This window comes from Pantoea sp. Morm (genome assembly GCF_016643525.1).
Taxonomy (GTDB): Bacteria; Pseudomonadota; Gammaproteobacteria; order Enterobacterales; family Enterobacteriaceae; genus Pantoea; species Pantoea dispersa.
The window spans coordinates 1-13,001 of record NZ_VOQX01000029.1 but is presented as its reverse complement, the minus strand read 5'-3'; the positions used below and the strand labels follow the sequence as shown (position 1 = coordinate 13,001).

Genomic DNA, 13,001 nt, shown 5'->3' with positions numbered 1-13,001 from the left:
TCACTGGTTGTCACGGATGCGGTTTGCTATGTTGCCGTAAGCACAACAGCGGAGCGTGGCCATGCAATTACTCACCCCTCGTTTGTCCCTCAGCCGGTTACAGCCGGAAGACTGGCAGATTTTCAAAGCGGTACATGAAGATGCCGCGACCATGACCTGGGTGAGCGAGATCCCCGATGAAAACGACATCCGCCAGCGCTTTAACGAGCGGCTGGCACCGTGGCAACCCAGCAGTTTTCACATGCTGTGCCTGGTGGCGCGCCTGCGCGACAGCGGTGAAGCGATTGGCCTGTTTGGCTGCAGCGCCGAATGGCATCCGTATCGTCAGGCCGAAGTGGGTTACATGCTGCGCCACGCCTGTACCGGTCAGGGCTACGGCAGCGAAGCGTTGCAGGCATTGTGCACGTTCCTGCTGCAGGCCGACTTCCACAAACTCAAAGCGCTGGTGATTGAGGGCAACTGGCCGTCACGGCGCATTCTGGAAAAGAACGGTTTCGCGCTGGAAGGCACGCTGCGCGATAATTACCGTCTCAACGGCCAGTGGGTAAACGATTGGGTGTTTGGGCGCTTAAACGAAGCAGGCTAAAAAATTTGCCGTCCCCCCTCGACAATATTGTTATCAGCGCGTTATGTTCTTGTTTCGGTCACGGCAGTGACCAGCGTCGCTCGGACGGTCCGGGCGCTAACGTAATCCAGAGGACATCATGGCTGATAACAGCACACCCCGTCGTTTCTCGCGTATTGAACGTCTGCCCCCCTATGTATTTAACATCACGGCTGAATTGAAAATGGCTGCGCGCCGGCGCGGCGAAGACATCATCGATTTTTCCATGGGCAACCCGGATGGCGCGACACCGCCGCACATCGTGGAAAAGCTCTGTCAGGTGGCACAGCGTGAAGACACGCACGGCTACTCTACCTCCAAAGGGATTCCGCGCCTGCGCCGCGCCATATCGCGCTGGTACGCCGAGCGTTACCAGGTGGATATCGATCCGGAGTCCGAAGCCATCGTTACCATCGGCTCGAAAGAGGGCCTGGCGCACCTGATGCTGGCGACGCTCGATCACGGCGACACCGTGCTGGTGCCCAATCCCAGCTACCCGATTCACATCTACGGTGCGGTGATCGCCGGCGCGCAGGTGCGCTCGGTGCCGCTGGTTGCTGGCGTCGATTTCTTCAATGAGCTGGAACGCGCCATCCGCGAAAGTTACCCGAAACCGAAGATGATGATCCTCGGCTTTCCGTCCAACCCGACATCGCAGTGCGTGGAGCTGGACTTCTTCGAGCGCGTCATCGCGCTGGCGAAACAGTACAACGTGCTGGTCATCCACGATCTGGCTTACGCTGACATCACCTATGACGGCTGGAAAGCGCCCTCGATTATGCAGGTGCCGGGCGCGCGCGATGTGGCGGTGGAATTCTTTACCCTGTCAAAAAGCTACAACATGGCGGGCTGGCGCATCGGCTTTATGGTCGGCAACAAAGAGCTGGTGGCGGCACTGGCACGCATCAAAAGCTATCACGACTACGGCACCTTCACACCGCTGCAGGTGGCGGCGATTGCGGCACTGGAGGGCGATCAGCAGTGCGTGCGTGATATCGCCGAGCAGTATAAACGCCGGCGCGATGTACTGGTAAAAGGGCTGCATGAGGCAGGCTGGATGGTCGATCTGCCGAAAGCGTCCATGTACGTCTGGGCGAAAATCCCCGACCATTACGCGCATCTGGGCTCGCTCGAATTCGCCAAACGGCTGCTGCAGGAGGCGAAAGTGTGCGTCTCGCCGGGCATTGGCTTTGGTGATTACGGCGATACCCACGTGCGTTTTGCCCTGATTGAAAACAGCGATCGTATTCGTCAGGCGGTGCGTGGCATTAAAGCGATGTTCCGCGCCGACGGTATTTTGCCGGGAACGGTAAAAGCGGTGGAAGAAGCAGAGTAACTACAAATCGGGGCGACTGAGCGGTCGCCCCGGCTGGCGTCTTTACAGCATCAGCACGAAGGTGCCGACCCAAAGTAAGACGAAGAAAGAGATTCCCATCAAGGCGTATTTCACAAAACAACTCCTCTGAGCGGTTACAATGATGGCGATCCCAAACCAGCGTAACCCGAACAGAATAAGAGAAAGGTGGAGTTCATCATCGCTACACGCTTTCTACTCAGGTCGCTTCGGGCTGCCCCGAAACAGGATCGAGCGCTAATTTACGCGGAATCGATCCGAAAATAAATAGGTCACTTCTGAGAAGTTGCTCACATTTTCATCGGGTCTCAATCTGCGGAATCGCCGACATGCCGACACGTAATTGCGCCAGATCGCTTTGATGCGGATCCAGCACAATTTTCACCGGCAAACGCTGAACCACTTTAGTGTAGTTGCCGGTGGCGTTATCGGGGGCAATCGCGGAAAACGTGGCGCCGGTAGCGGGCGCGATACTGTCAACGTGACCGGTGAAGGTCTTGCCGGGCAATGCATCAATCTTCACCACCACTCTCTGGCCCGGGCGCACATCCGCCAGCTGCGTCTCCAGATAGTTGGCGGTGATGTAAGTCTGCTGTAGCGGCACCACGGCCAGCAGACGCGTACCCGCGCTGACCCAGGCTCCCACGCGCACCGAACGCTGACCCACCATGCCATCCACCGGCGCAACAATACGCGTATAAGAGAGATTCAGCCCGGCCTGGTCGACGCTGGCCTGCGCCGCCGCGACATCAGCCTCCGCCTGACGCAGCGCGGCCTCAAGTACCTTCACCTGCTGTTCGGCCGCCGCCAGCGCCGCTGCGCTCTGGCGCACCGTAGCGGCCGCAGAACGCTGGGTTGAGCTGGCTTTCTGCTGATCGTCAGCGGCTATGGTGCCGCTCTTGTACAGCTGGTTGTAGCGCGCCGCGCTCTGTCCGGCATACTGTGCCGATGCCTGACTGGCGGCCAGCGTGGCGCGGGCCTCGGCAATGGTGGACTGCTGCTGGTCGAGCTGCGCCTGCGCGCTCAGCCGTTTGGCGTCGCTGACCTGCAGATTAGCCCGCGCGGTCTCCAGCGCCACGCGATAGTCGCGGTCGTCGAGCGTCGCCAGCACGTCGCCAGCCCGCACGCGCTGGTTATCCTGCACGTTGACGTGGGCAATGTAGCCGGACACCTTCGGGGCCACCAGCGTGTAATCGGCATTCACCCAGGCATCATCAGTGCGATGGTCGTTGCCGGTCATGGCTGACCACAGCCAGAACGCCATCGCCAGCAAAACCAGCAGCAGGGCGCTCAGCAGGATTGTTCGTTTCATAGCAAAAGCGTGCATAACAGTTATTCCGGAGTTTTGGTAACAGGTTGAATCAGGGTTTGCGGTGGCCAGACGCGTTTCGCCAGGCACAGCGTCAGCACTAACAGCCCGGCAGCGAAGGCGATCAGCATCAGATACGCATCGCTCAGGCTCAGCACCATGGCCTGATGCTTCAGCAGGGTGGCGAAGCCGCTGAGATTGGCCGCGCTGCTGGCGCTGCCGTCGGCCAACAGCGGCAGGCTGCTGCTGGCCTGCTGGCTATCCGCTGCGGTCATCAGCCAGCTGCGACTGGCAGCCTGATCGACCAGCACGCTGGAGTGAAACTGCTCACGATGGCTGATAAACCACTCCACCAGCGTGCTGGCGGCAATGCTGGCAAAGCCGCGTACGGTATTGAACATGGCGGAGGCGAACGGCCCTTCCGGCGGCGCGACCACGCTGGTGGCGCTCATCAGCACCGGCAGAATCACCATCGGCTGACCAAACGCCTGCAAGATCTGCATCAGCCAGAAGTTTTGCCGCGCCCAGTCGGTAGTGATCTGCATGCCGAGCAGGCAGGCGGTTGCCAGCAGCAGCACACCGACGCTCAGCACCCAGCGGCAGTCAATCCAGCGGATATTCAGCAGGCTGGCGACCAGCGGTGCAATCAGCAGCTGTGGCAGGCCGATGGTCAACGCCAGCGGCGCGAACTGCAGCGTGCGAAACCCCTCCACCTGACCAAAATAGGCCGACGGCAGCGCCGAACCGGACAGCGCCAGAATCAGTACACCCGCCAGCGCCAGCAAACCGTGCGACAAATTACGGCGGCGCAGCATCTGCAACTTAAACAGCGGCAGCGGGTGAAACCATTCATTAATAAAGAACACAATCAGCAACGCCAGCGCGCTGAATAATAGGGCGACAAACAGCGGCGAGCTGAGCCAGTCGAGACGCTCACCCTGCGTCAGCGCCAGAATCAGCAGCGCCATGCCCGAGCAGCCGCTCAGCATGCCGAACAGGTCAATCTGTTTAAATCGCTCAGTGCGCAGCGGATCCTGCGGCAGACCCCAGCCGATCAGCAGCATGGCGATCAGCATGGCCGGCACCACCTGCCAGAACACAAACATCCAGCTGACGTCATCGGTCCAGAACGCCGCCAGCGACGCCGCCAGATTCGGGCCAAACGTGGCGGTGAGGGCGTAAGCACTCAGCCCATAAAGTTTGATCGGCGGTGGCAGAAAGCGCAGCGCCACCGTCATCAGCAGCGGCGGCAGGGCGCCGCCAAACAGTCCCTGCACCACGCGCAGCGCAATAAACAGCGGAGCCGTGGGCATAAAGGGCAGCAGAACACCGCACACCATGAAACCGGCCGACACCGCCAGCGCGAAGCGGCGCAGCGAAAAGGTGACGGCGAACCACGGCGCAATCATCATCGCGGCGACTTCCGCTGCCTGATAGGCCGAAATAATCCAGCTGCCGTCATCGTAGCTAATGCCGACTGCGGCACGGATATCGGCCAGCGCGATGTCGGTAACGCGATCGTTTAATCCGGAGGTCAGCGCGGCGATCAGCACCCCCACCAGCCCCAGCGCGAGGCGCAGGGTAAAAGGATGCGGTGCCGGTGCCGCCACGGGCTGGGCATTCATAACAGGTGTCTCGTTATTGGTTGATGCAGTGTATTGCGATGTGATACAGCTCGCATCTTACATTTCGATATGGTGTATTGCAATGTGATACAGGGTGTAAAAGTGCGATCGTTCGCGCTAAAGTAGGACAGGCCAAAAAGGAACGTATCATGGTAGAACCTCCCTCAAGCCGTGAGGATGAAAAAGCGGGTGGCATTCAGGTCATTGCGCGTGCGGCAAAAATTTTAAATGCGCTCGGTGAGCATCCGGGCGGCATGAGTCTGGGTGAAATTGCGCAGGTGGTCGATCTGCCGCGCTCGACGGTCCAGCGCATCGTGGCGGCGCTGGATAGCGCGCAGCTGGTGCGCAGCGGCGGGGCAGGCGGGCTGCGCCTCGGTCCGGCGTTGCTGAAGCTGATCTCCAGCGTGCACAGTGACGTGGTGGAAATTGTCCGGCCGTTCCTCGAACAACTCTCGGCGGAAATCAATGAAACGGTGTCGCTGGCGCGGGCCAGCGGGACGCAGCTGGCGATTGTCCATTACGTGGTGGCCACGCGTGAGCTGCGCGTGGTGCCACACATCGGCCTGAATCTGCCGCTCTACAGTACGTCCGGTGGCCGGGCGCTGCTGGCGCTGGAGAGCGACGAAGATGTGCGGGTGATGGTCGGCGAAGCCTATGCGGAACTGACGGAAATGACGGTAAAAACGCTGCCGCAGTTGCTGACGCTGATTGCGGAGGTGCGCGCCAGCGGACTGGCTATCGATCGCGGCGAAACGCTGGAGGGCATTTCCACCATGGCGGTCGCGATTGATACGCTGTTCGGGCGCTTCTCAATCTCACTGCTGGTGCCGACGGCACGTTTTCACCGCCAGGAAGCGCATTACCGGACAGCGCTGATAAAGTGTAAAGAGGCGCTGATTCGCGAAATTGGCAAAATAACTGCTGCGGAAGGATAACCGACTGATGAAAACCTTGCTGATGGCCATCGATAACTCACCGGTGGCGGAAAAAGTGATCGCCCTGACCATTGAACAGGCGCTGGCGCAACAGGCGCAGGTCACCGTGCTGTGCTGTGTCGATCCGGCATATTCGTCGTGCAATCAGCCGATTGAGATCGACGCCGGGGAAGACCCGGACGATTTTGTCGTGGCGCAGGATGAACAAAATACAGCTGAAATGGTGGTACGCCATGCGCTGGCACCGCTGCTGCGCGCTGGCATTGACGCACGCGGGCTGATTCTGGCCGGTGAAGCGGCGGAAACCATTGTGGCGCAGTCTGAGGCGTTGCACGCCAGTATGATTATAATGGGCCGTCGTCACCTGTCGCCGCTCAACCGCCTGCTGAAAGGCTCGGTAAGCGCAACAGTGATTGAACGCGCCAGCTGTCCGGTTTTAATTGACGTTCGCAAGGATTAATGTCGCTCCATGTTCTCGCTTTTCCCGCTCACGCTGGCCGCTTTTGTGGTGCTGGCGATCATCATCGTGATACTGCTGCGCACCACCGCGCTGCGCGTCTGGCAGGGTGTCCTGCTGTTTTTGCTGCCTGTGCTGCTGGCCAATCTGCTGTGGTTTAGCTGGCTGCATCCGCGTCAGGAGCGCGAGGCGCTGGCGGCGCAGGTGGCTACCCAACTGAGCGACGCGCCGGGTTATCGCGTGCTGAAAGTGCAGGAGCCGGCGCTGTGGCAACTGCTCAATCGCGAGCTGCAGCACAAGCTGGCAGAGGGCGTACCTGCGGAACAGGCGCTGGGCGATATGCGCGGCTGGCTGATGGATTTGGTGAATCAGCGCATGGCGCGCGCCAGCGATGCGGCGATCATCAACTATATCCGCGTTTCGGTGCAGGAGATGCAGGCGCTGCAGCAGCAGGATACGCAGCGCTGCTTCCGTTTCCTCTATCCGCAGGTCAGCGGTGGCGTCAATCTGCAACAGGTGCTGTCGCCGGAGCTTAATCAGCGCGATGGTGAAGCGCTCGAGGCACTGCTGCAAAACAGTACCGGCGATGAGCTGGCGGTGGATCAGTCTCAGGCGCAGCGCGATCTGCAGCGTGTGGTGGAAAAACTGTATGGCAAGTGGGGCGATAAGCTGCAGCAGCTGAATATGCCGGCGGATACGGCGGTGGATCGCGGCACGATGTGCGCGATGTCGATTGATCTTTACAGCGGAATTCTCGCATTGCCGGACAAACAAGCGGCCAATCTTTTGCGTAAGATGGTCAGCCTTACCGGATAACGGGCGAAAAAAAAGCCCGCTCAGCACGGGCATAAAGGTCACTTTCAGTATGTCTTTTTGTGGGTATCACCTGGTGTGGTGCAGACTTCGTTTTGTCTGAAGTCATCTTCTCACTGCTGATGTGATAAGGAAAACCGTTTGGTTTTATTGATTTGATTGGCGAAAGCTTTGCATTAATCGGACATTTCGCGTCTTTTTCCTATAGAGGCGTGTGGCGTTGCCTTTTACACTGCAACGTCTGATGAGGACATCCTAATGAATAAAATGCTTATTAGCGCGTTAGCGCTTTTTATGCTGGCCGGTTGTAGTGTCAGCAAACCCGGGGGTTTTGAGCGCGTGGATGAAGATGCCCGTTCAAATACCGTACAGTATCGTTACGATCCACAGAAGCTGGATAAAGATGCGCTGGAACTTGATCTGGCGAATTACTGTAACCAGCGCGGCTTCGATAAAGTCGAATCGCTTCCGGCGCAGGACAGCAATTTGCCTGGCCTGAAGAAAGTCTGGTATCAATGTAATTACGCGGTGAAAAGCTAAAAAATAAGGGCGGGATTGATTCCCGCCCTTTCTTTATTCATTTTTTATTATGTGCTGTGTGTGCTTTGCCCAATTACCAGTGACGATAGCCGCCATGGCCGTGATGCCAGCCGCCGCCGTGCCCGTGGCCCCAGCCGGGACCGCGTCCATGGTCGTGCTCGATAATACACCCGCTTAGCATGGTCATCATCGCCACCACCGAAGCGACTTTTATTAACTTCTTCATGGAGAGTCCTCCTCTTTTCCAATGAGGCCAGATTAACCGGGAAAAGTGGAGTGAAGATGCAGTGAATGTAGAGTTATTTCCGTAATTATTACCAGATATGTCAATTAAAAGCTAAAAGTGACAGGGCGGGAAATAAACCAATCGGAATAAGCTGAATAGCGCCTGATAATAACCCGATTACTCTGAAATGCAAGGTTAAATAACAGTCATTCTCAACGCGTGATCAATTCTGTGGTTATCAGTAAAAAGCCTGCCGTGCATTTACACGGCAGGGTGGTGAATTAATTATGCAGTACCGGCGCGACCAGGTTTTGACGATTTGGCAGACGGATACTGAGCGACAGCACCAGCGAGATCACCAGCAGCGTCATAATCAGACTGAAGGTCACGGTGAAGCCGCCGAACACCGAAGCCACCAGCGAGCCAAGCACGCTACCGATGCCGAAGCCGAGATAGATCAGGCCGTAGTTTTTGGTCAGGTTGTTGAGGCCGAAGAAATCGCTGACCAGTGACGGGAAGACGGTGATGGTGCCGCCAAAGCTGAACGCCACGCAGGCCAGCGACAGGAAGAAGGTGGTTTCATTCATGTGGGTGAACAGCAGGATGCTCATGCCGCTCAGCGAAACCAGCTGTGCCAGCGAAATGACCCGGATGCGCGCCATTTTGTCCGACAGCACGCCGAGAATCAGTCGTCCGCTCAAATTGGCAATAGCAATTATCGTCACCGCATTGGCCGCCGTTTGCGTACTCAGGTGCACCAGACCTTCACCAATATCCTTCGCTACGCCAATCACATACAGACCGCTCATGCAGGCCGTCAGGAACATCAGCGCCAGCATCCAGTACTGCGGCAGGCGCACCGACTGCGCCAGCGTGAACTCCTGTGTGGCCTGCTGCTGACGTGAGCCGGCCTGCTGCAGCGGCGCATCGCGCATCATCAGGGCACCGGCAATAATCATCGTCATCGCCAGCACACCCCAAATCACAAAGGTATTTTCCAGCCCCTGAGTGCTGAGCAGCGCGCCACAGATGAATTTAAAGCCGAGACTGCCGAGGCCGTAAGCGCCGATCGAACAGGCCGAAATCAGCCCTTTGCGCTCCGGAAACCACTTCACGCAGTTAGAGAGCGTCATCAGATAGCCCGCGCCATCGGCTAGACCGACCAGAATGCCGGCGCTCAGGTACAGCATCATCAGGTTGTCAGCATGGGCGGTCAGCCAGAAGCCAATCGCCATCAGAATGCCTGCACCGATAGTGACATTACGCACGCCAAAGCGCTCCTGCAGCTTGCCGGCCAGCGAGGAGGCAATCGCCAGACCGAGGCTGAGCAGACCAAAGGAAAAAGCCACCTGGCTGACCGGCGCATCCAGTTTCTGTGCCAGCTGGCCATTAAACAGGCTCCAGGTATAAACCGAGCCGAGCGCGAACTGGGTAATGATGGTGCCTGCGAGGGTAAGGATACGGACACGCTGATGATTAGGGGTAACGGCTGTTGTCATTTTTCTCTCTCCCATCCGGGAATACGGAATCTGCAGCGATAATAAGCCTCACGCGGGCGCGGGTGGCGCGGACGGGCGTGAACGGAGCGGGAGACGGAATGAAATGCTGTGAAACCGGTATGAATGGCATTGCGCCTTTGCTTAAGCGCAGCGCGGATGTCGTCACATGAACAGGCATTGCGACAGGTGAGCATGTGTAACAGGGTGTTTTAAGCGCAGCATCTGCGCGGCAAAACGCAGGAACTTTGCCAGGCTTATAGTTCATTCAACAGGAGGAAATATGAAAGACCGGGCATATGAATCCGTATCCAGCGGGGATGAGGTTTGCTGCATCATCGGTCAGGCGGTTATCGAGTTAAGCGATGAACAGCAGCCTGTGACCAGGTCCACCCTGTCGCTGAAATTACTGGCGATGGCCGACCGCGACAGAGATGATGAACGCGTTCTGCTTTACTGGATTGCCAGAAAAGCCATTAACCAACCTCACCAGCTCAACATCGGCGTCGGGGGCTGGCGCTAGAGGAGTGACAGAGCGGGCGCTATGCCCGCTCTTGCTTCAGGCCAGACGTAACCGGCGATGAGCCGGCCAGCGCACGAACATCACCATATTCCCTGCCAGAATCATCACCAGCCCGACGATGGCATTGCTATGCCACTGATAGCCTTCATACAGCGTCGAAAGCGTCAGCGCCACCAGTGGAAACAGCTGGGTGCTGTAAGCCGCCTGGCTGGCACCGATGCGCCCCACCAGCGTGAAGTAGGCACCAAAGCCCAGTACCGAGCCAAACAAAGCCAGATAGCTCATCGCCCCCAGCCACTGCAGATTGAGTGCCGGTGCCAGCGCGTCGCCATTCACCAGCGCCAGCACGGCCATGATCAGCGCACCGTACAGCATGGCGTAGCTGTTGGTGGTCAGCACGTCGCGCTGACGACGCTGATGGCGGGTAGAAATCATATTGCCAAAGGAGAAACCGAGCGTGCCCAGCGCGCTCAGCCCCACGCCCCACAGCAGCTGCGGCGCAACATGGGCTGACTGAATATCCTGCCAGAACAGCGCAACAATCCCGCCGAGGCCCAGCGCGGCGGCGGGCAGCAGGCGGAAAGGCGGGCGCTGGCGGAAAAAGATCCAGCTGTTGAGCGCGTTATACAGCACCGCCATCGAAAAAATCACCGACTCCAGTCCGGTGCTGATCATCGCTGCCGCGTGGTAAAAGCAAACAAAATTAAAACCGAATACGCAGCCGCCCTGTAACAGACAAAACAGGTGGTCACGCGCATCCAGCGTACGCAGACGTTTCAGCAGCCGGAGAAGCACCAGCATGGTCAACGAGGCGAACAGGAAGCGCCAGAACACCGCCACCAGTATCGGCGTATCGGCGGCCTGCTGCTGCAGAAAAATCGCAATCCAGGTGGTGCCCCAAATCAGCACCACCGCGAGGTATAACATCAGGTTCATCAGAAACTCTCCGGCGGAATCAGGCTCGCAGTGTGCCTGAGCGACAGGAGCGCGGCTTGCATGACTTTGCGCAGCACTTGCAAATTCTTGCGCTTTTTCCCGCCTGGTCCGGCATTGGCCTGTTTTCTGTCCGGTCAGTTGCGTAAACTACAGGACATCAATCCAGAGAGCGATGTCAGACCATGCCGGAATATCAGACGTTTACTATGCTTCAGCGTCACAAAGCGCAGCTGCGCGATAGCGTGCAGCTGAGCGGCGGCATTCGGCTGGCGGCCTGGTTCAACAGTGGCGATCGCGTGACCAACCTCAGCGATCACCATACGCTTAGCCTTTATGTGGCTGACGGTTACGATACCTGGCACAAAACGCCGCACGGCTGGCGCAACGGCGGCGCGCCGGATCGCTTTTGCCTGATGCCGTCTGGCACCGAGTCGACCTGGGATCTGCGCGCGGATTTATCCTTCGTGCACCTCTACTGCACCGATACGCATTTGCGTCACCTTGGTGAGCAGGTGTGGGATCGCAGCCCGGCGCAGCTTAATCTGCATGAGAAGATTTTTGCCGACGATGACCGCATCACCCAACTGTATCGTCATTTTCTGCTGAGCGCCGACTGGCAGCAGCCGGCTAACCAGCTGATGCTGAGCAGCGCCTCAACACTGCTGATGACCCATCTGCTGCAGCGCTACAGTCAGGTACAGTGGCAGCTGCCGCAGGTGCGCGGCGGACTGGCGCCGGCGGTATTGCGCCGCGTGATGGCGCTGATCGATACGCAGCTGGATCAGCCGTTAACGCTGGCCCAACTGGCGGCAGAGGCGGCGCTCAGCGAATACCATTTTGCACGTATGTTCCGCAGCAGCACCGGCGAAGCGCCACACCAGTATGTGATGCGCCGCCGTATGGAAGCCGCGCAGCAACTGCTGCAATTCAGCGCGCTGTCGCTCACCGAGATTGCCCTGCGCTGCGGTTTCCACTCTTCCAGCCATTTCAGCAACCGCTTCCGCCAGCTGCACGGCATGGCACCCTCGGCATGGCGTCAGCGCTGACGGGGCAGTTGCATTGAATTTTGCGAGAATTGCATTACTGATTACGCTACAGCGAGTAAATGCGGCTGCACATCCCTATGTGCCTGCTTAAACCAGTCAGGTGTTGCCTGAGTGAAATACAGCACTTAATACTCAGGATAGTACCAACATTGTCCCGCAGATGGATATTCGCTCAAATACCTGGGAATGATGTAGTACAAGGCTTGCATCGATCTTTTTAACAGGGAGGTTTAACAGCATCACATTATTGTCCTGTATAAAAATGCACGCTGCTGCTATCCGAAAATTTATCTTTTTATGTCATTTCATCTGACGAAAATAATTAAACCCCGTTTATTCGAACGAAAAGAAATGTTGGAATTTGAAAAAGTGGTCTGTTTTTCACATGCTCAGTCACGTCCGGCCTCTCATTTTTGAACAAAGTACAAAATCAGATATTTCTCTTGATTGATGGCATTTTGAACAGAATCACGCCCTATGCCAAATTGATCTCTCGTTGCATGTCCTTATCCCACAAGGCCTGAAGGGGTAATGCAAGAAAATTCTTATTAATCATGAAGATGATCTGGAGATGTTAAAATCGGGTTGTGTAATATTGTTTTACATTTTTCCGTTTCCGGTCAGACAGGGAACGTTCTTACACTGCGGCTATTGGGTTTTATCCGAAATTTTTCATTTCAGACAAATGCCTAAAAAATAGTGTCGATATGCTGGTGAATGGAATGCACTCGCTTTTAATTCCGGAGTTTTTATTCCCGTCGGAGGACGTGAACCGGGACGTTGTTCTGGCTGGGTTTGCCTTTCTTACTAATTTCTCACTGGCATTGACCGTTTCTATCATTCAATAGAACAGGGACAGCCATGTCTAACTCTTCCTTTCAGTCCGAAATCCCCAAGGCACGTATTAACTTAAAACTTGACCTGCATACCGGTGGCGCAAGCAAGAAAACCGAGCTTCCGCTGAAATTACTGGTGGCGGGCGACTTCAGTCATGGTCAGGCGTCCGCACTATTATCAGAGCGAACCAAAGTTAATCTGAATAAAAATAATTTTGACGCAGTGCTTTCCGAATATTCGCCCAAAGTCACGGTTGCCGTTAAAAATACGCTGGCCGATGACGGCAGCGAAGACAGCATC

Annotated in this window: 15 protein-coding genes; 9 read left to right on the top strand and 6 right to left on the bottom strand. The window is 57.0% G+C overall.

What is annotated here, in order from left to right; translation table 11 throughout:
- Positions 1 to 61 precede the first annotated feature (61 nt).
- Together FT726_RS12140 and alaC are read left to right on the top strand one after the other, a co-directional pair.
- Positions 62 to 586 (top strand): GNAT family N-acetyltransferase, encoded by a 525-nt coding sequence (locus FT726_RS12140; RefSeq protein WP_031280018.1) that lies wholly within the window; start codon positions 62 to 64, stop codon positions 584 to 586.
- 118 nt (positions 587 to 704) lie between these two features.
- The gene (alaC, locus tag FT726_RS12135) at positions 705 to 1,940 is read left to right on the top strand and encodes an alanine transaminase (protein WP_059012156.1); all 1,236 of its coding nucleotides are present in this window, start codon (positions 705 to 707) and stop codon (positions 1,938 to 1,940) included.
- 42 nt (positions 1,941 to 1,982) lie between these two features.
- On the opposite strand, the gene ypdK is transcribed toward alaC, so the two are convergent.
- From ypdK to FT726_RS12120, 3 genes are all read right to left on the bottom strand, one after another.
- Positions 1,983 to 2,054 (bottom strand): membrane protein YpdK, encoded by a 72-nt coding sequence (gene ypdK / locus FT726_RS12130; RefSeq protein WP_006120362.1) that lies wholly within the window; start codon positions 2,052 to 2,054, stop codon positions 1,983 to 1,985.
- A 202-nt stretch (positions 2,055 to 2,256) separates the two neighbouring features.
- Positions 2,257 to 3,285, bottom strand: coding sequence for an HlyD family secretion protein (locus tag FT726_RS12125; protein ID WP_104188600.1), 1,029 nt, complete (start codon positions 3,283 to 3,285; stop codon positions 2,257 to 2,259).
- 5 nt (positions 3,286 to 3,290) lie between these two features.
- The gene (locus FT726_RS12120; RefSeq protein WP_104188599.1) at positions 3,291 to 4,892 is read right to left on the bottom strand and encodes an MFS transporter; all 1,602 of its coding nucleotides are present in this window, start codon (positions 4,890 to 4,892) and stop codon (positions 3,291 to 3,293) included.
- A 149-nt stretch (positions 4,893 to 5,041) separates the two neighbouring features.
- Between FT726_RS12120 and FT726_RS12115 the strand changes: the two genes are divergently transcribed.
- The 4 genes from FT726_RS12115 (at position 5,042) to FT726_RS12100 (ending at position 7,637) form a co-directional block, all read left to right on the top strand.
- Positions 5,042 to 5,827: an IclR family transcriptional regulator gene (locus FT726_RS12115; protein ID WP_021509102.1), complete on the top strand. Its 786-nt coding sequence runs from the start codon at positions 5,042 to 5,044 to the stop codon at positions 5,825 to 5,827.
- A gap of 7 nt (positions 5,828 to 5,834) precedes the next feature.
- Positions 5,835 to 6,287 (top strand): universal stress protein, encoded by a 453-nt coding sequence (locus FT726_RS12110; protein ID WP_127834392.1) that lies wholly within the window; start codon positions 5,835 to 5,837, stop codon positions 6,285 to 6,287.
- A gap of 9 nt (positions 6,288 to 6,296) precedes the next feature.
- The gene (locus FT726_RS12105) at positions 6,297 to 7,100 is read left to right on the top strand and encodes a hypothetical protein (RefSeq protein ID WP_215800785.1); all 804 of its coding nucleotides are present in this window, start codon (positions 6,297 to 6,299) and stop codon (positions 7,098 to 7,100) included.
- 255 nt (positions 7,101 to 7,355) lie between these two features.
- Positions 7,356 to 7,637, top strand: coding sequence for a membrane lipoprotein lipid attachment site-containing protein (locus FT726_RS12100; protein WP_021509105.1), 282 nt, complete (start codon positions 7,356 to 7,358; stop codon positions 7,635 to 7,637).
- A 73-nt stretch (positions 7,638 to 7,710) separates the two neighbouring features.
- Here FT726_RS12100 and FT726_RS12095 read toward each other — a convergent pair whose 3' ends face one another.
- Positions 7,711 to 7,863 (bottom strand): hypothetical protein, encoded by a 153-nt coding sequence (locus FT726_RS12095; RefSeq protein ID WP_021509106.1) that lies wholly within the window; start codon positions 7,861 to 7,863, stop codon positions 7,711 to 7,713.
- Positions 7,864 to 8,144: 281 nt separating this feature from the next.
- Positions 8,145 to 9,362, bottom strand: coding sequence for an MFS transporter (locus FT726_RS12090; RefSeq protein WP_152390601.1), 1,218 nt, complete (start codon positions 9,360 to 9,362; stop codon positions 8,145 to 8,147).
- Between the two features lie 280 nt (positions 9,363 to 9,642).
- Between FT726_RS12090 and FT726_RS12085 the strand changes: the two genes are divergently transcribed.
- Positions 9,643 to 9,882, top strand: coding sequence for a hypothetical protein (locus tag FT726_RS12085; RefSeq protein ID WP_021313687.1), 240 nt, complete (start codon positions 9,643 to 9,645; stop codon positions 9,880 to 9,882).
- Between the two features lie 36 nt (positions 9,883 to 9,918).
- Here the strand turns inward: FT726_RS12085 and FT726_RS12080 are convergent, their stop codons facing one another.
- Positions 9,919 to 10,818, bottom strand: a complete 900-nt coding sequence (locus tag FT726_RS12080) for an EamA family transporter (RefSeq protein WP_346302845.1) — start codon at positions 10,816 to 10,818, stop codon at positions 9,919 to 9,921.
- Between the two features lie 182 nt (positions 10,819 to 11,000).
- Between FT726_RS12080 and FT726_RS12075 the strand changes: the two genes are divergently transcribed.
- Both FT726_RS12075 and FT726_RS12070 read left to right on the top strand, forming a co-directional pair.
- Positions 11,001 to 11,864, top strand: coding sequence for a helix-turn-helix transcriptional regulator (locus FT726_RS12075; RefSeq protein WP_346302844.1), 864 nt, complete (start codon positions 11,001 to 11,003; stop codon positions 11,862 to 11,864).
- An 861-nt stretch (positions 11,865 to 12,725) separates the two neighbouring features.
- A partial coding sequence (locus tag FT726_RS12070; RefSeq protein ID WP_346302843.1) for a type VI secretion system contractile sheath small subunit occupies positions 12,726 to 13,001 on the top strand: 276 nt, incomplete at its 3' end.